Origin of the sequence: Bacillus sp. CCNWLW194 (assembly GCF_037120585.1) — a bacterium.
In the GTDB taxonomy this organism is placed as follows: Bacteria; Bacillota; Bacilli; order Bacillales; family Bacillaceae_G; genus Bacillus_A; species Bacillus_A basilensis.
Map to the genome: position 1 here is coordinate 20,081 of NZ_JBBBBL010000024.1, position 18,164 is coordinate 38,244.

The following is an 18,164-nucleotide window of genomic DNA, read 5'->3' on the forward strand; positions in this document are numbered from 1 at the left end:
TCATCAACTATTGTTACTAGCTTAAAAGTTTCATAAATACAATCATGAAGAAGGAGTGCTATATATGAATGCAAAGAATAAAAAGGTTTTATTGTTAACAGACATTGAACACGGAATAGAGCCTATCATACAACAAGTAACTAACATTCAACGAGAAAATATGTTGACTATACACAGCTGCGATTCTGTAATTGTACATCCTTTTGGAGATATAATGAGGTCTATTATTATTGCTATTTATCAAGAAAATGTTGAAGAAATTTTTATTGTCGGAATAGAGGATAAAGAAACTGATGCAGTTAATCTACAAATTCAACGTGATTCCATAAAAAATAACAGGGAACTAGACTATCTCTTTGAAAATTGTATGCCTGAATTTTCAAGTGGTAGCCTTGATGAATGGCTAAGCGGAAAAGAAAATGTTAGTGAAAATATTGAGAAGAGTATAGACATGATTCGTCATCATCCATTAGTACCGTCGGATGTTAAAGTTTATGGTTTCAAGATTGATAAAACAGGTGGAAAAGAAACGGTTATTAAAATTCCTACTAATAAAATAGTTGAAAAAGTTAACTAATTTATTAAGGACAAATAAATTCTTATGTATGAATTGCTGTTATATAATAAAATTTATTATGTTTTAAGAATCAGAAGGGGTAGCCATGCAAAATAAAATTATCGTTATGTTTCAAAAAGATTTTCGTTTATATGATAACCCAGCTCTATTTGAGGCTGCTCAGTCCGGTGAGGTTGTTCCGGTATATGTACATGACGAAACTTTTTCAATGGGAAGTGCGTCAAAGTGGTGGTTACACCATGCAATAATAGATGTAAAGAAACAACTTGATGTATTGGGTTCTACTTTAATCATTCGTAAAGGAAGTACGCAAGAAGAAATACTTTCTCTCGTAGAACAGTTAGGTATAACGGCTGTATATTGGAATATTTGTTATGATCCGGACAGATTACAATCTAATCAAAAAATGAAAATGATGTTAGAAGATAAAGGTATGATCTGTAAGGAATTTAATTCACATTTATTATTAGAGCCTTGGGTTATTAAAAAGAAAGATAACACTGAATATAAGGTGTTTACGCCTTTTTACAATGCATTTCAAAAGCAGGTAATATCTAAGCCTATTAGTAAAGTGCAGAGTATAAAAGGGGGAAGCTCTCTACCAGCAAGCTTATCTGTTTCAGAATTACACTTGCTGCCGACTATACCGTGGACATCTCATATTGAATCAATATGGGAGCCTACAGAAGAAGGGGCATACAAAACATTTAAGAAATTTTGCTCTAGCAAACTGGCCTCTTATAGTGAAAGAAGAGATTTTCCAAATCAAAATGTTCATTCGATGTTGGCACCTTATCTTTCATTCGGTCAAATATCAGCAAAGCTAATATATCATTACTTAATAAATAAAAGTACCGAAAGCCAATGTAGTCTTTTTGAAAAACAAGTAAATAGTTTTATACGTCAATTAATTTGGCGAGAGTTTTCTTATTATTTGCTATATCATTATCCGTTTACAGCATATAAACCTCTTAATAAGAGCTTTGAACATTTTCCGTGGAATAATGAAGAGGAGTTATTAAGAGTATGGCAGAAAGGTGAAACTGGTTATCCGTTTATTGATGCAGGAATGAGGGAACTGTGGCAAACAGGTTTTATGCATAATCGCACAAGAATGGCTGTAGCCTCTTTTCTTGTAAAGCATTTGTTAATTCCGTGGCAAGAAGGAGCAAAATGGTTTATGGATACACTATTAGATGCTGATATTGCAAATAATACAATGGGGTGGCAATGGGTTGCTGGAAGTGGAGCGGATGCATCACCATACTTTCGTATTTTTAATCCGATCACACAAGGAGAAAAGTTTGATAAAAACGGAGAGTATATAAGAAAATGGGTACCAGAATTAAAAGATATGCCTAATAAATATATACATAAACCGTGGGAAGCACCTGAGCATATTTTACAAAAGGCCAATATACAGCTTGGTCATACATATCCTTTGCTAGTCGTGGATCATAAGGCAGCCAGAGAGAGAGCACTTTGTGCATATAAAAGTATGAAAGAATTCGTATAAAATAGATTAAACAATATGTATTTAAAATATAAATATTAGAAATTTATCCATTACAAGGACATACTAATCATATAAAGTTTCTAAAACCTTCTATTGAAAAAGGAGAATGTTTATGAAAAAATCTAGTATTATAGTGTTCTTACTAACGTATGGTTTGTTTTATGTTTCTAGTATTTTATTTCCTATTGATCGTATGTGGTACGATGCGCTAGAAAAGCCGTCTTGGACACCTTCTGGCATGATAATCGGAATGATTTGGGCTATATTATATGGACTCATTGCATTATCAGTTGCAATTATTTACAACAAATATGGATGTAAGCCAAAAACATTTTGGTTTATATTCTTTTTAAATTACATATGTAATCAAGCATTCAGCTACTTTCAATTCAGTGAAAAAAATTTATTTTTAGCAACCGTAGATTGTTTACTAGTCGCTATTACTACGCTACTTCTCATTTTATTTTCTTCCAATTTATCTAAAGTATCGACATGGTTGCTAATTCCATATTTTGTATGGGCTACATTTGCTACATATTTAGCTTGGACCATTTATAGTATAAATTAAAGACGTAAATAAAAACTTGAGCATAATAAAATGCTCGAGTTTTTATGTGTATTAATGATAATCTAAAATATAGAATATATATATCTTAGGGAGGTCACCTTTGTGAAGAAATGGATAAAAATTACGCTGTACTCTTTACTAGGTATTTTAATTATAGGAAGTATTACTTTTTTAACTTGGTCTCAGTTTACATACAAACCAACGAAAGAGGCTATGTCGTTAGTGGATGATAAAAAAGATGAAGATCATATAGTTTTTGGAGAGAAAGATGTAAAAATAGGGGTTATTTTTTATCAAGGAGCTAAAGTAGAAGCCGAGGCTTATAGTTATTTAGGAGAAGCTCTTGCAAGAGATGGACATTTTGTAGTAATGCCTAAGTTACCATTAAATCTAGCGATACTTGGAATCAATGAAGTAGACAGTGTAATTGAACAGTATCCTGAAGTTCAAAAATGGTATGTTGCAGGGCATTCAATGGGCGGAGCTATGATTTCTAAGTATGCCTTTCAACATGAAGAAAAAGTAGGCGGAATCATTTTCTTAGGCTCTTATCCCGCAGATGATTTCTCTAAGAAATCGATTCCGATGTTATCTATTTATGGAGAAGTAGATGCGTTAGCAACTGTAGAAAAAATAGAGAACAATAAAAAGTTCATGTCAAAGAATACAACTATGCACATGATAAAAGGCGGAAACCATGCTCATTTTGGCATGTACGGTGAGCAAAAGGGTGATAATGCGAGTTTAATTACGGCAAAAGCACAACGAGATGAAACAGTGAAAGTAATGGAAGAATGGCTATTAAAACAGTGATAATGAATGTAATAAATTGATCGAAAGAATTCTCCTTCCTCAAGATATCTTAATGGTAGGTTGGAGAGGTAATCAAGAGCCAGCTCAATAAGAGTAGGCTCCTTTATTTAATTTCTACCTCTAATTGCTTCCTTATTTTCTCCGGAATATCCTTTTCAGAAATAGCCTCGTACGAGTAAACATACCTACCTTTCACATGAATTCTCAAGTAAGTTTTTCTTATGAAATCATTAGGAGTATTCGTTCCTACTGTATACTCTTCTTCATTTCCAGATTCATCAATGCCTTTTAACGAGTACATAGCTCTACCGTTCGTATGGTAATCCGGAACACCATATCCTTCCGCAACGGCATATACATTTTTTTCTTCAGCAAGTGGATTTAATATGTCTAGATCCCCGCGTAACATGAAGGGGAGTAAGTATATAAGAAGGCCTATTCCTATTATGCAAAGTATAAATTTCTTCATGATTGTTTCTCCTTTTGTTCATTTACATGATTCAGTATAGAAAAAAATTCTTATGAATTTAGAAGTGAATTTCTTAAGTTTTTCTTAAATAGGTTTTTAAAGGAGGGATAACATTGTATGGTTATTCTCTTGTGCAAATCGTGTTATGAGCTTAGATTTGCAATAATAAATGTTTTTTTATTAGATAATTACTTTACCAATAATCGAGATGTTTGCGGAGACATTTATTTTGGGGATACATAATTATATTTAGAGAATACCCAGTTACAGTATTTGAATTTTTAATAAGAAGGGATGCGAAGGAATGAACTCACAGAGACAAGGCTATGCAGGCTGGTGGCAAGGCGGACACGGTGGTTGGCCGGGTGGACACGGTGGTTGGCAAGGCGGACACGGTGGTTGGCAAGGCGGACACGGTGGTTGGCAAGGCGGACACGGTGGTTGGCAAGGTGGACACGGTGGTTGGCAAGGTGGACACGGTGGTTGGCCGGGCGGACACGGTGGTTGGCAAGGTGGACATGGTGGTTGGCAAGGTGGACATGGTGGTTGGCAAGGCGGACATGGTGGCTGGCAAGGTGGACATGGTGGTTGGCCGGGTGGACACGGTGGTTGGCAAGGTGGACATGGTGGACACGGATATTAAAAAGATACTATAAAATCATTTTTTTATGCAAAGTTTGTATATTTAGTATCGTTGTATATTTCATTTGTATAGTAAGGATATAGTGAAAACAGCAAAAAAATCCTGTGAAATAAGGATTCTATCCATAAAATTAAAGCAGGGGAAATGTCAAAAGAACAAAAGACACCGCTTTTTATTATTCAAGGAGAAAGAGACTATCAAGTTCAATCGAAAATCGAAATCCCTCTTTGGAAAGAACAATTAAAAGAACGAGATAACATTGATTATCGACTATATCCAAAGTTAAATCCCTTATTTACAGAAGGTTATGGAGAAATAAGTAAACCGGATGAATATTATAATTCTGCTAATATCCCTGAGTATGTTATAAATGATATTGTTGCTTGGGTGCAAGGAAGATTGCAATTAAATTAGCAACCATATGTTTTAATAAAGACTTTCTTTCTGTAATCAAAATAGAAACATTGTTATTAGGTTATATGTTTTTTAAAAGCACTCTTTGAAAAGGAGTGTTTTTTTTATTTTTCTTTCGATTTAATTAACGAAAAAAGTATCTTGTACTCCTTTTGTAATTTTTTCTAAATAGAATTTTTCTATAAAATAAGAGGCTTGCCTTCCAAACAAATCGTTATTTGTAACACTTTTATCAAAGCAAAGTTCTCATGACATCTCTTTGATATTCAAAAACATTAATAACCTATTGTGTAAAGTTTTTTGAAAATTTAGGTTTAACATCTTTAAAATAGGTGTATTACATATTACATAACAACTAAATAAAAAATCTAAAGGAGGAAAAATACCATGCATAAGAATGAAAGAAAACCGGTGGTTCATGAATATCAAAATGAACAGGAAGTAGTTATGAAAGTAAAAGAGCTAGAATTGCAAGGGATTCGCCAAGATGACATTTATGTCTTAGCACATGAAAAACATCTAACAAAAAAGATTGCGGATGATACAAACACAAATACGATTGGAGTAAAAGAACAAGGATTGGGCACAAGTATTATCAACTTTTTCTCCAAAAAAGGGGACGAACTCCGAAATCAAATGGAGGAAATGGGGTTGTCGAAGGAGGAAGCTAACTTATATGAAGAAAAATTAGATCAAGGGAGAATTTTACTCCTAGTAACAGCTGAAACACCAACGGCGAGTGATAGGCAGCCACAAAACTATCATTCTCTTTAATAGATTGCAACATCTGATAAATAGGTAAGATAATGCTAACTTCCTATTTTAAGAAAAAATTGAAATAGACTACATTTTAGATTGTAGCATTGAAGAAAATAAAGTAGAGAAGGGTGAGAAAATGAAACATACAATATTTAAATATGCTGTGATTGGGATTACAACCGGAGTCATGGTCTCCCTATTAAAAAAAGAAAATCGAAATGCTATACAAACAAAAGGAAAAAGCATAAAAGACAAACTACAAGAAGGAAACATAAAGGAAACATTAGAGAAGGTAACTGAGACAAGTAAACAATTCTCTGTAACTGCAGCTAATGTTGCAAAACAAACATTACCACAACTGCTTACAGCCACACCGGTTGTCATTTCTACTATTAAAGATTTAACAGAAAACGAAAATAACAAAAAGAAAAAAGATGAAAAGGATAACGAAATAAATGAAAATAGTAAGGACATAGACGGAGAAAAAACGAAAAATGAAAAGAAATATAGGAAAGAAGGGAAAGAAGAGAGTGCTTAGATTTAATTCTAAAAAGAGAAAGTGAGGAAAAAAGTATGAAATCTCTGTATGCAATTGATGTAGGAATTGGTTTTACTAAGCGGGCATATCGACAGGATGTAGATTCTGAGGTAACGATTAAGAGTGAAGCTTCCACACTAGCCCCTGTACCTAATCATGCTGAAAGTGAAGATTTAACAAAGGTAAGTTTTATAGACTTAGACTTTGCATACTACATGGGAAATGAAGCACATCAATCTGACGCTTCATTTCTTCCTCCATTTGACGAAGAAATAGAAAATTATTATGAAAGCGAACAGTTTAAACAACAAATATTTGGTTGCATTGCAAAGGATTATAAAGAAAATGTCGTGTTACCTTTAGTTGTTACCGGGCTTCCCGTTACTTGTTTTGGTAGTCAGCATGAACAATTACAACGTGCACTAAAAAAAGAAACTTCCGTGCAAATTGATGGGAAATTTATTAATATTACAGTGGAAAATGCTTTGATTCTTCAGCAACCGGTCGCTTTACATGCCTATTTCTTAAAAGAGGGAATCATTCAGGAACGAGATCGCATCTTAATTATTGACGGTGGATTTCGTACATTAGAAATGACAGATATGAAACAGAATGTCATTTTAAATCATTATGAGACAGAACTAGGATGTAGCAAGCCTTTGAAAAATATTAAGAATATCGTGCAGAATCATGCGGGTGAAAGTAATCACTTGCATATTAACGACATGCCAAACATATTAGAAAAAGGATATGGAGATCGAGAAGAAAATCCTCAGACAAGTCAGGTTGATACTTTGATTCAAAAAGAGTTGGATGCACACTTCCAAGACGTCATGCGTGTATTACAAGAACAATTTAAGTTAGAGCAGTATGATACTATTATTTGGACAGGAGGAATAGTAGATCTCCACAAAAAACGAATTGAAAAAATACAAGGTGAAATTTCTTCTTTCCGTATGGTAGACGCTTCGAAAGAGGCTGCACTTCATGGATACTACATTATTGGAAGTCAAGTATTTGACGATATCACCAATCAATCTGTATATGAATCTAAATTATAATAACGACCGAAATAGAGTTCGTTGAATAGACGTGCCAAATTATGTAGCTTCTTTTCCATATATAATAAATTCTTTATAAGAAAAGATAAAAAGTGCTTGTATAGAGGAAATGTTTAAATTTGAGAATAAAAATAGCTAATATATAGGGGGTCTTCCTTTTAATAGAATAAGACCTCCTATGCCATTTATTGTGTAATCTAGTTGATCTAAAAACTTTTCCTCCAAGACATGAATACCTACATACAAATTTCATATTAAGAATATTATTCGATCAAACATAAAACTATTCAGAAAGGAAGAATAATATGGAATGCATAAAAATGCCAAAATGGAGTTGGTATCATGTGAAAACTAGTGAGCTTGAAAAACTTTCTTCTATAATCCCTCGTGATGTAACATCTTATTTCTCTCAATTTGTAAAGAAAATAAGTTCTCCTTGTGAAAATGGATTATATGTTTATACGTTATCACTAAGTCAAACTTGTGTATATGGTTCGTTTTTATATGATCAAGATAAAAAGGACGCCAAAATTCAAAAATTTCTTCATTATTTCGTAGCTCATGGAATACTGATAACGGTCCAAGAAAAAGAGGAAGAGGATTTCCAAAAATTAATACATACTTTCCCTATGGGTACAAAAAATTGTAATAGTTCCGCTGAAGGATTATGTGCTATCTTGTCAATGTTTATATCTCACTATTTGCGAAAGGTTGACTATTTCGAAAACAATTTCAGAAATGTATTATGGGATTTTTATCATCATAATAACATAGCAGTTTTAGAAAAAATTTATCATATTCGTCATGAATTATTTATGAACACACATGTGTTTCGCTTAATACAAGAAGTGTTACAAGGCATAGAGGAAGCTTGGTTAGAAAATATAACAAAGACTCTTTGTTATAAACAAACATACTTGAAATTAGAGCGTGGATTACAACTTGTTAAAGAGTACCAAGAAGAATTAGACACGATGATTCATTTACAAGAAGTTGTCTCTTCTCATCGTGGAAATGAAATTATGAAAGCTCTTACTGTATTAACTGCTGTAAGTACGCCTTTGACGGCCTTAGGAGCATTGTGGGGGATGAATTTTAAATATATGCCTGAACTAGAATGGAAATATAGCTATTTAATTGCTCTCTTATTTATTATTTTCACAACAGGAGGTATGTATATGTATATGCGATTCAAAGGATGGACAGGTGATTTATTACGAGTAAAGAAAAAGAAATCTTTTTTTAAATCCAATTAATCCTGTTTATAAAAAATATGATAGATATTAATCTAGATATAGGGTTAGTAATATTTATTAATTGAGGTAGTATCATATCCCCATTAAGTTAAAGTTTTGATGTCCTCGCAATGATAAAAATGGTGAATATTTATATGAAAGATTAGAGCTCTCCTTCTTGTAGGAGAGCTCTAATCTTTGTTTAAAAACTATATCATATACATGGGCAGACTCATTATCTGAAATTTGTCCGGATTCAATTTAGAATACGACAAAAGAGAACTTGTGTTAGAAAACAAGCTCTATTTAAAAGAAATAACGTAATTGAGATACTTATATAGTAACAATTGTTTTCTTCTAATTCCATATGTCTTATGTTGAGAAATAAATTATAAGTGGCTTGATAAAGCTAAAATGAATGATTGACATAATATTTTGACGATAATATAATGAATCTCGAATTCAAGATAAGTTGTAAAGGATTGGTAATTACGAGGGTGATTAACGATGAGAGTCTATCTTTAAAGTTATTTGTTATATTATCAAAGGAATTACAGTCAATCACTAAACGTATTGAAAAGGATATAAAAATTTATGGACTTAATCCAACTGAATTTGCAGTGCTTGAGCTATTATACAGTAAAGCCGATCAGCCTATAAAAAAATTGGGGACAAAATATTACTTGCAAGTAGTAGTATCACGTATGTAGTGGATAGGTTGGAAAAGAAGAGGTGAAAACCATGTCCTAAAGACCGCCGTGTCACGTATGCGTCAATTACTTCAGAAGGTATTGAATTGGTGGATACTATTTTTCCTCAGCATAAAGAGGGGATTCGGCAAATATTTGGTAGTTTGGACTATATTGAGAAAAAATGATAATGAAACAGTTGAAAAAGTTAGGATATTACGCACAGAAATTGTAAGTTTGTAGAGGCTATTTCTGATTAGTAATATCCTAATTAAATATAAATTAAATAAATAGGAGGAAAAATTAATAAGTGGTAGTAAATGTATTATAATACAAAATGAATAAATCATATAATTTCAATTAGTACAGTAGGGAATAAAGTTGTTATGTTAACGTATACATATCGTCCTTTTCATTATAAATCTTTCATAAAGCGGAGAGTGGGTATCAAGAATGGAATTACGTCATTTAGAGTATTTTATTCAAGTTTGTAATAATAATAGTTTTACTAAAGCTGCGGAAGTTCTAGGTATTTCACAGCCGACTTTAAGCCAACAAATCCGTGTGTTAGAAGGTGAACTTGATACACCCTTGTTTCATCGAGTTGGAAGAGGTATCAAAATGACAGAAGCGGGTAAGCTGCTATTTGATAAAGGAAAATTTATCATGCAACAATTTGATGACGTTTATAATGAAATTTTTGAATTAAAGGGGGTAAAAAGAGGTGTAATTACTATAGGAGGTTTATTAGAGGATCTCACTTATTTAACACCTTATATTATGAAGTTTCAACAACATTATCCTAACATCGTAGTAAAAATTATAGAATCTGAAGTTGCTGTAAATCAAATCGTTGATAAAAATATTGATATAGGCATCACGCGTAGTGCTCAAATTCCAGATACATTAACAAGCACCCTTTTGTATAGCGAAGAGCTTGTCCTTGTCATTCCAAAAAATCATCCTTTGAATGAAACATCATTTGTTTCTTTTCGAGAATTAGTAGGACTGAGTAGAATAATGGTTTCATGTAGTTGTCGTGAATCTATTAAAATATATTGTGAGAGTTTAGGGTTATCTTTATCTGAAGCAAATATAGAAACAAAATCTTCTATTTCTCTATTGAGCCTTGTATACAATGGACATGGGGTTGCCATAATACCTCTTTCACTGGTTAACTTTGTTAATAATGATACTTTGAGCATAGTTCGTATTATTGACCCAACACCAAGTCAAGATATTAATCTTATTCACTTTGATGATAAATTTTTAAGTTTTGCAGCACTTATCTTTATGCAGAAGTTAAATAATCCTGAAAAAGTATTAGTATAATAAAAATAATAATGATTATAGTGTGAGAATTAAACATGATACATAATTCTTGGGAGAAGACCTAAATTACAGTCAAAGGGCAAGTAGATTTATATGTGTGGTGTAGTCACTTCAAAAGGGAATACCATGGACTTTTATTTAAGGGAAAAGGGCAGACTTTGCAAGGAGATAAGGCTGTTAAAAACAAGTCAAGTTAATCAATTAACTCTTCGGTCTTATCGCATAGTAATAGATTCCATTAGGGATATATTGCTATTTCTTTTTACGTATCCTTATTGCATAAAGAAAACCACCGGCATTATACCGGTGGTTTTGACTTAGAAAGCAAAGCAAGTACAACCAATACCCCATTTAGTTCCATCTTTTCCTATTACGGTATGAGTGTGTTGATGGAGAGGGTTACTGCAACTATGTAACTTGTGATCATGGGCATCGTGAGAAAGTATAGTGTGGGCTAGGTTAGCACCACCATAACCATAAACTCCCGTCGGTGACCAATCAGGTGATGCTGGCGGCAATTCAGGTGATAAACTTTTAAATTCATCATTTCCATAAACAACCTGCCCACCCATAATGGTGAGTAATGATTCAAGGTTCTTGATTTCTTCTTCTGGCACAGTAAAGTAGTCAGCAGACAATACAGCAATATCAGCAAACTGACCTACTGAAAGGGTTCCCTTTTTACCTTCATCACCAGAGAACCAAGCACTTCCTTTTGAATATAATTCCAGGGCTACTTTTCTATCAAGTTTATTTTTTTCATCGTATATCGAAAGACCACCAATGGTTTTTCCGGCAACCATCCAGTAAAGAGCGACCCAAGGGTTATAGCTGGAAACCCTGGTTGCATCACTACCAGCGCCAACAGGTATACCTAGGTCTAACATACGGTAAATTGGGGGAGTACGCTTTGCAGCTTCCTTTCCGTATAAATCAACAAAGTATTCACCTTGAAAAGCCATGCGGCCTTGGATGGCGATACCACCATTTAAAGCCTTAACACGTTCCATACTACGATCTGAGATTGTTTCTGCATGGTCAAACCACCATCGTAGACCATTAAAAGGAATTTCTTTGTTGACTTCCTCAAATACATTTAAGAATCGTGTGATTGACTCGTCATAAGTTGCATGTAAACGGAATGGCCAACGGTTTTCTACCAATAGAGAAATTACTTTCTTTAAGTCAGCTTCCATCATCGTAGCTAGTTCGGGCTGTGGCATTTGAAATTTTTCAAAATCGGCTGCCGAGAATACTAACATTTCTCCGGCACCATTCATTTTATACTTATCATTTCCTTGACCTGGAGAAACAATTTTTGCCCATGAAGCAAAGTCTTCATATTCATGATTTGGATTTTGTGTAAATAGATTATAAGCAATACGCAAAGTTAATTGTTCCTTCTCGGCTAAATGTTCAACAACTTTGTAGTCATCAGGATAATTTTGGAAACCACCACCTGCGTCAATGGCACTTGTAATACCTAATCTATTTAATTCGCGCATAAAATGGCGAGTTGAGTTAATCTGGTCGTCAAAATTAAGTATTGGAGCTTTACCCAAACTTGAATAAAGAATAGAAGCGTTAGGATTGGCAATTAAAAGGCCCGTTGGATTACCTCGTTTATCCCGCTCAATTAAACAACCTGAAGGGTCTGGGGTATCTTTTGTGTATCCCAGTGCACGCAGCCCTGCACGATTTACAAGTGCTCTATCGTAAAGATGTAGCACAAAGACAGGTGTGTCTTCAGAAACAGCATTAATCTCTTCCAAAGTTGGCATCCGTCTCTCTTTAAATTGAAATTCAGACCAACCTCCAACTACTCTTACCCACTGAGGAGCAGGTGTACGCCTTGCCTGTTCTTTGAGCATTTCGAGAGCAATGGTAATTGAAGGCACACCTTCCCATCGTAATTCCATATTATAATGAAGACCGCCACGAATAACGTGTATATGAGAGTCATTCAGGCCTGGAATAGCTCTCTTTCTTTTAAGGTCTATTTTTTTTGTTTTTTCTGTGGCACTATCAAGAAGCTCATCTCCACCTACTGCAGTTATTAAACCATCAGTTATGGCGATAGCAGATACCTCTGGTTGAGAGGGATCAAGGGTAGTAATTTTTCCGTTATATAAGATCATATCCGGTAAATTCATATTTACACCTCGTTTACTTCCTATTTTTTTGTAACCATGGATGAAATAATTTACCGAAAATCGGCATAACTACCCATGATAGCAAGGACACTATACATACAGAAACAAAAAAAGCGGACATAATAGGATTCATATGTTTTATAATAGGTCCTATCAATTTAGGAACTAACATGCTAAGAGGCCATACACCCAGAAGGGTAACAATAGACATTTTCCATTTTGGCGGTGGAACTGGTGTTTTCGGAGTAACAAACCAATAAGCCAAACTGCTTTCAGTTTTGTAAGTTGGATTAGTAACTTGAAATTGCTCTGCCGTTTTTAACAAATCTCGGCGAACATCTGATTCTTGCCAAGCACGTAGATGCTCATATGTATCAAAGCGAAAAATAACAGTATACTCTCTGAATTCGTTATTTGGGACTATTAGGTTTACGCCTAAATGCCCTGGGAATTTAGTAGCGGCAGCTTCGATTTCATGTCTCCATGTTTCAAACTGTTTTTCTTTACCTTGTTGAATTTCCCATGTAACAATCGTTGTTACTGGATCAGCAGTATCCATCGTGTTCCCTGTATAAGTCTCTTCGACAGCTACTCCTTCTTGTTTCATATTTTCCTGCTTGGAAGCGCGCCATGCACCATGGTATATGCGTATTCTACACCTTGACCATAAGCGCCAGTGTGTTCCTTTACAATCTCCATTACAGCATCATAAGTATCTTTGTGTGCCCAGTCACGTTGGTATTCAAGTAAAACTTGAATTGCTGTTACTGGAATTGCACCAGCTTGTTCTACACGACGCATAGCAGCGTTATGTGCTGTCAAACTAGTACCACCTGAAGCATCATCAACTGCATATACCTCATAGCCAGCTTTAATTGCTTCAAGCACAGGGAATGCAAGGCAAACTTCAGTCCAAAGTGCTGCAAATATTAATTTCTTTCTACCGGTTGCTTTAACCGCTTCAACAAATTTTGGATCTTCCCAAGAGTTCATTGAACTGCGTTCTATAATTTCATGGTTTGGGAATATGTCAAGAATTTGCGGCCAAAAATAACCAGAAAAGCTGCGTGTCTCAACTGTAGTAAGAATAGTAGGTACGTTAAAAGTTTTTGCTGATTTAGCAAGCAGCATAACGTTATTAATCAATGTTTGTCTATCAATACTTGCAACTCCAAAAGTCATTTGAGGTTGAAAATCAATCAAAATTAAGGCACTGTTCTCCGGATTTAACAATTCTAAATTACTCATAATAAAACGCTCCTTTTTTAATTGTTTTTTTGAAAGCAATTTGTTTTTTGTTAATTGAAGTTGTAATCATAAAAATAAAAGCTCTGCTATACTTTTTAATTTAAAATGTAGTGCTGATTTAATCAGCACTACATTTATACTATCCACTTTAAAAAAAGTGATTTAAAGCTATTTCTTTGGAATACATTTATACATTTTGTTTACTAAGATCTCGTTGAGCTCCTAAATAGCTTCCAATTATATTTTGATAACCTGGAAGATTACTAGCAAGTAAATTGCCAAAACCTTCAACATCGTTTCGCCAATCGCGTTGTAATTCGCAAGCTACGCTAAACCAGTTCATAAGTTGTACGCCATTATGTGCCATACGCGTATTGGCAGCATCTGCAACTTGTTTGCTGAAAGTTCCTGAAGCATCAGTAACAGCAAATACTTCATATCCAGCTTTTATAGCGGAAAGTGCCGGGAAAGCAACACAAACGTCCGTAACTACGCCCGCGATGATAAGTTGTTTTTTTCCAGTTTCTTCGATTGCTTTTACAAAATCATCATTATCCCATGCATTAATTTGTCCAGGTCGAGCTATTTTTTGTGCGTGAGGAAAGAGATCAACCAATTCTTGCATTAAAGGTCCGTTAGGTCCGTTTTCAAAGCTAGTTGTTAAAATAACTGGTAAATCAAAAAACTTAGCAGTGTGAGCAAGAGCTAAAACATTGTTCTTAAATTCATCAACACCATAGTCACGTACTAGTCCGGACATAAGACCAGTTTGATGATCTACTAAAAGAACGACAGCATCATCTTTGTTAATACGAGAATAGAGATCAGTCATTATGTATTCCTCCTAAAAATTAAGTAATCGAAGAAAGTTTAAACAGTAGAATATTATCCTAAATTTCTTCGTTTGTTACGATTAGTTTTTAAATAAACTGACCGTTAATATGAGTGATAGCAGCATTCACGGAACATGAAGTGCTATACAAATTTATAGTATTTGAAAACGAATTGGTTAATCAATTCTAAATTATCTATAATTTGTATAGGTCATAACTATAGTTGTTTTTCACTATAAAATAGATTGATTTTACCTATACATTCTATAGATAGAACGATATTGATAGTCACCTATTTTTGTTATTAGAATTGAATATGAGGAATGTTTAGCAAATACTTCGTGATGGAAAAGTATAAGATGAGGAATTGTTCCATAACCAGAAAATGAATTCATCAGAACAATAGAGTTTCAAGCTTAGTGTTCACAATATAAATGTGTATAAATAGGTTATGAGATTTATCCGAATTATTGAAGAAAAGGATACATATTAAAGGAGGTAGGACAATGGCAAAAATTACTGTAGGAACCGAAAATCAAGCGCCAATTGAGATATATTATGAGGATTATGGTATAGGAAAACCAGTTGTACTAATTCATGGTTGGCCGTTAAGTGGTCGATCTTGGGAATACCAAGTTCCCGCTCTTGTTGAGGCTGGATACAGAGTTATAACATATGATCGTCGAGGCTTTGGAAAATCATCTCAGCCGTGGGAAGGGTATGAATATGATACCTTTACTTCTGATTTACATCAACTATTAGAACAGTTAGAGCTTCAAAATGTCACACTTGTTGGTTTTTCTATGGGTGGAGGCGAGGTAGCCCGATATATTGGAAAATATGGAACCAATAGAGTAGAGAAGGTTGTATTTGCAGGAGCTGTACCACCATACCTTTACAAGTCAGCAGATCATCCTCAGGGTGTATTAGATGATGTAGCAATTCAAGGATTTGAAAATGGAGTAAAAAGTGATCGCCTAGCATTCCTTGATGAGTTTACGAAAGGATTTTTTGCTGCTGGAGATCGAACTGACTTAGTTAGTGAACCATTTCGACTTTACAATAGGGATATCGCTGCGGGTGCATCACCTAAAGGAACGCTAGATTGTATAGCTGCTTTCAGCAAAACAGACTTCAGAGGCGATTTAGCCAAGATTAATATACCTACCCTTGTTATTCATGGTGATTCAGATGCAACTGTACCATTTGAATATAGTGGGAAATTAACACATGAAGCAATTCCTAATTCTAAAGTAGCGTTAATAAAGGGTGGTCCACATGGGCTAAATGCAACGCATGCCAAAGAATTTAATGAAGCACTCCTATTATTTTTAAAGGACTGATTACAACTATATAATTGTTAATTGATACATTATAAATAAGTTGCAATTCTATCATATTTTTTCTAATAAATGGAAATACCTAAAGGTGAATAATTTTGAGGAGGTTTTCAATTATGGCAGAAAACCAGGACAAGAATTCTCTAGAGGAACAAGACGTGAAACGTGAGACATTGACAACACGACAGGGGCACCCTGTGAAGGATAATCAAAACATCCGAACAATTGGGAATCGTGGTCCAGCAACACTTGAAAATTATCATTTCATCGAAAAAATTTCTCATTTTGATCGAGAAGAGGTTCCGGAACGTGTAGTACATGCGCGAGGAGCTGGAGCATTTGGGTATTTTGAAACCTATGGAAAAGTTGGAGATGAGCCGGCAGAAAAATATACTCGTGCGAAAGTATTTTCAGGGGCTGGTAAAAAAACACCGTTAATGGTTCGTTTTTCTACAGTAGCTGGAGCCAAGGATTCACCAGAAACAGCAAGGGATCCACGAGGTTTTGCAGTGAAAATGTATACGGAAGATGGTAACTGGGATTTAGTAGGGAATAATTTGAAGATTTTCTTTATTCATGATGCGATGAAGTTCCCAGATATGATTCACGCATTTAAGGTTGATCCAGTTTCAAATGTGTCGAATCCTCAGCGGATGTTTGACTTTGTTTCTCGTACCCCAGAGGCAACGCATATGATTACATTTTTATTTTCTCCATGGGGTATTCCAGCAACATATCGCCATATGCAGGGATCTGGTGTAAACACTTATAAATGGGTAAATGAAAAAGGCGAAGCTGTATTGGTGAAATATCACTGGGAGCCGAAGCAGGGAATTCGAAATTTAACACAAGAAGATGCAAACAGTATTCAAGCAATGAATGTTAGTCATGCAACACAAGATTTATATGAAGCAATTGAGCGCAAAGATTATCCAGAGTGGGAGCTATTTGTACAAATTATGGAGGATGGTTATCATCCAGAACTCGATTTTGATCCTCTTGATGATACGAAGCTTTGGCCAGAGGAGCAATTCCCGTGGTTACCAGTAGGACGTATGGTTCTTGATCGTAATCCAGTTGATTACCATTCAGAGATTGAACAAGCTGCTTTTGGTACAGGAGTACTTGTTGATGGCATGGACTTCTCAGATGATAAAATGCTACAAGGTCGTACTTTCTCTTATTCAGATACTCAACGTTATCGCGTTGGTGCAAACTATCTGCAATTACCTGTAAATGCACCTAAAGCACCTGTTCGTACAAATCAACATCGTGGTCAAATGGATATGCGTAATCCGAAAGAGTCTGGAGAAAATCCGCATATTAACTATGAGCCATCTATGCTGGGTGGTTATAAAGATGCAAAACAAGAAAAGCATCACCCACACCAACCAACTTACAATGCGGCTGCTATGAGTGCACCAATCGATCGTCCTAATAATTATGGTCAAGCAGGTCACACATATCGTAGTTTTGAGGAGTGGGAACGAAATGAATTGGTTAAAAATCTATCTGAAGCACTTGCAGTATGTGACAAAAGAATTCAGAATGCGATGATTGAACACTTCACGCAAGCTGATGAGGATTATGGCCGTCGTGTCAAAGAAGGTATTGAAAAGAAAATGAAAGAAGCTAAAACGGAAGCCAAACTTCCAGGCCACGAAGTAAGTAAATCAAAATATGGCCAAGGTTCATTAGCTGCAAACGAAGCAACAAAAGATGCAGTAAAGGAAAGCAATGAATCAGATCCTTATTAATTAGACGTAAGCACAATAGGAGATACTTAGGAGTGCCGTAAAAATGGTTAGGTAGTCTTTCATACGATTAGTAAATTAGTTTTATTTAAAAATATGAGAGGTACTAAATATCATAAGATAGTTGATAAACAAGTAAAAAATAAAGCATTTAAAAAGATGCTCTTGGATAAATCCAGGAGCATCTTTTTAAATGCGGCATAGTGCACCACTGTAATCAAT

At 34.7% G+C, this 18,164-nt stretch carries 18 protein-coding genes and 2 pseudogenes; 14 read left to right on the top strand and 6 right to left on the bottom strand.

All coding sequences use genetic code 11. The annotated features are described in order from the left end of the window. The first annotated feature begins 64 nt into the window (after nucleotides 1-64). From V7S50_RS30975 to V7S50_RS30990, 4 genes are all read left to right on the top strand, one after another. Nucleotides 65-577, top strand: a complete 513-nt coding sequence (locus V7S50_RS30975) for a carbonic anhydrase (RefSeq protein ID WP_097951913.1) — start codon at nucleotides 65-67, stop codon at nucleotides 575-577. An 85-nt stretch (nucleotides 578-662) separates the two neighbouring features. Beyond that, nucleotides 663-2,093, top strand: coding sequence for a cryptochrome/photolyase family protein (locus tag V7S50_RS30980; protein ID WP_242256756.1), 1,431 nt, complete (start codon nucleotides 663-665; stop codon nucleotides 2,091-2,093). 112 nt (nucleotides 2,094-2,205) lie between these two features. Continuing rightward, a complete protein-coding gene (locus V7S50_RS30985) occupies nucleotides 2,206-2,661 on the top strand; it encodes a TspO/MBR family protein (RefSeq protein ID WP_242256758.1) in 456 nt (151 codons plus the stop codon). Between the two features lie 102 nt (nucleotides 2,662-2,763). Beyond that, on the top strand, nucleotides 2,764-3,474 hold the full coding sequence (locus tag V7S50_RS30990) for an alpha/beta hydrolase (protein WP_242256760.1): 711 nt from the start codon (nucleotides 2,764-2,766) through the stop codon (nucleotides 3,472-3,474). 103 nt (nucleotides 3,475-3,577) lie between these two features. Here the strand turns inward: V7S50_RS30990 and V7S50_RS30995 are convergent, their stop codons facing one another. Next, nucleotides 3,578-3,943: a YxeA family protein gene (locus tag V7S50_RS30995; RefSeq protein WP_309259050.1), complete on the bottom strand. Its 366-nt coding sequence runs from the start codon at nucleotides 3,941-3,943 to the stop codon at nucleotides 3,578-3,580. Nucleotides 3,944-4,247: 304 nt separating this feature from the next. Here V7S50_RS30995 and V7S50_RS31000 point away from each other — a divergent pair, with 304 nt between their 5' ends. Both V7S50_RS31000 and V7S50_RS31005 read left to right on the top strand, forming a co-directional pair. Beyond that, nucleotides 4,248-4,586, top strand: coding sequence for a hypothetical protein (locus V7S50_RS31000; protein ID WP_336376715.1), 339 nt, complete (start codon nucleotides 4,248-4,250; stop codon nucleotides 4,584-4,586). Nucleotides 4,587-4,700: 114 nt separating this feature from the next. Then, nucleotides 4,701-5,000: pseudogene (locus tag V7S50_RS31005) on the top strand (alpha/beta hydrolase); the annotation flags it as partial. A 120-nt stretch (nucleotides 5,001-5,120) separates the two neighbouring features. On the opposite strand, the gene V7S50_RS34200 reads toward V7S50_RS31005, so the two are convergent. Further along, nucleotides 5,121-5,210, bottom strand: coding sequence for an acyl dehydratase (locus tag V7S50_RS34200; RefSeq protein WP_375296223.1), 90 nt, complete (start codon nucleotides 5,208-5,210; stop codon nucleotides 5,121-5,123). Between the two features lie 177 nt (nucleotides 5,211-5,387). Here V7S50_RS34200 and V7S50_RS31015 point away from each other — a divergent pair, with 177 nt between their 5' ends. From V7S50_RS31015 to V7S50_RS31040, 6 genes and pseudogenes are all read left to right on the top strand, one after another. Then, nucleotides 5,388-5,774 carry a general stress protein gene (locus V7S50_RS31015; protein ID WP_242252641.1) on the top strand — a complete coding sequence of 129 codons (387 nt, stop codon included), beginning with the start codon at nucleotides 5,388-5,390 and terminating at the stop codon, nucleotides 5,772-5,774. Nucleotides 5,775-5,895: 121 nt separating this feature from the next. Further along, nucleotides 5,896-6,297 (top strand): hypothetical protein, encoded by a 402-nt coding sequence (locus V7S50_RS31020; RefSeq protein WP_063224968.1) that lies wholly within the window; start codon nucleotides 5,896-5,898, stop codon nucleotides 6,295-6,297. Between the two features lie 35 nt (nucleotides 6,298-6,332). Then, nucleotides 6,333-7,358: a ParM/StbA family protein gene (locus V7S50_RS31025; protein WP_242252642.1), complete on the top strand. Its 1,026-nt coding sequence runs from the start codon at nucleotides 6,333-6,335 to the stop codon at nucleotides 7,356-7,358. Between the two features lie 305 nt (nucleotides 7,359-7,663). Then, nucleotides 7,664-8,614: a magnesium transporter CorA family protein gene (locus tag V7S50_RS31030; RefSeq protein WP_242252643.1), complete on the top strand. Its 951-nt coding sequence runs from the start codon at nucleotides 7,664-7,666 to the stop codon at nucleotides 8,612-8,614. Nucleotides 8,615-9,042: 428 nt separating this feature from the next. Next, nucleotides 9,043-9,517: pseudogene (locus V7S50_RS31035) on the top strand (MarR family winged helix-turn-helix transcriptional regulator). A gap of 218 nt (nucleotides 9,518-9,735) precedes the next feature. Then, the gene (locus tag V7S50_RS31040) at nucleotides 9,736-10,614 is read left to right on the top strand and encodes a LysR family transcriptional regulator (RefSeq protein WP_242252644.1); all 879 of its coding nucleotides are present in this window, start codon (nucleotides 9,736-9,738) and stop codon (nucleotides 10,612-10,614) included. 317 nt (nucleotides 10,615-10,931) lie between these two features. On the opposite strand, the gene V7S50_RS31045 is transcribed toward V7S50_RS31040, so the two are convergent. The 4 genes from V7S50_RS31045 to ycaC all read right to left on the bottom strand — a co-directional run bounded on the left by V7S50_RS31045 (nucleotide 10,932) and on the right by ycaC (nucleotide 14,847). After that, the gene (locus tag V7S50_RS31045; protein ID WP_242252646.1) at nucleotides 10,932-12,767 is read right to left on the bottom strand and encodes an amidohydrolase; all 1,836 of its coding nucleotides are present in this window, start codon (nucleotides 12,765-12,767) and stop codon (nucleotides 10,932-10,934) included. A 13-nt stretch (nucleotides 12,768-12,780) separates the two neighbouring features. Continuing rightward, nucleotides 12,781-13,374, bottom strand: coding sequence for an antibiotic biosynthesis monooxygenase (locus V7S50_RS31050; RefSeq protein ID WP_242252648.1), 594 nt, complete (start codon nucleotides 13,372-13,374; stop codon nucleotides 12,781-12,783). Then, nucleotides 13,371-14,015, bottom strand: coding sequence for a hydrolase (locus tag V7S50_RS31055; protein WP_000067162.1), 645 nt, complete (start codon nucleotides 14,013-14,015; stop codon nucleotides 13,371-13,373). The genes V7S50_RS31050 and V7S50_RS31055 overlap by 4 nt, the downstream gene beginning before the upstream one ends. Before the next feature lie 187 nt (nucleotides 14,016-14,202). Beyond that, complete coding sequence (ycaC, locus tag V7S50_RS31060) at nucleotides 14,203-14,847, bottom strand: isochorismate family cysteine hydrolase YcaC (RefSeq protein WP_000131219.1); 645 nt, start codon at nucleotides 14,845-14,847, stop codon at nucleotides 14,203-14,205. Between the two features lie 507 nt (nucleotides 14,848-15,354). Between ycaC and V7S50_RS31065 the strand changes: the two genes are divergently transcribed. Beyond that, the gene (locus tag V7S50_RS31065) at nucleotides 15,355-16,191 is read left to right on the top strand and encodes an alpha/beta fold hydrolase (RefSeq protein WP_242252650.1); all 837 of its coding nucleotides are present in this window, start codon (nucleotides 15,355-15,357) and stop codon (nucleotides 16,189-16,191) included. 113 nt (nucleotides 16,192-16,304) lie between these two features. Further along, nucleotides 16,305-17,945: a catalase gene (locus V7S50_RS31070; RefSeq protein WP_252209156.1), complete on the top strand. Its 1,641-nt coding sequence runs from the start codon at nucleotides 16,305-16,307 to the stop codon at nucleotides 17,943-17,945. The last annotated feature ends 219 nt before the right edge of the window (nucleotides 17,946-18,164 follow it).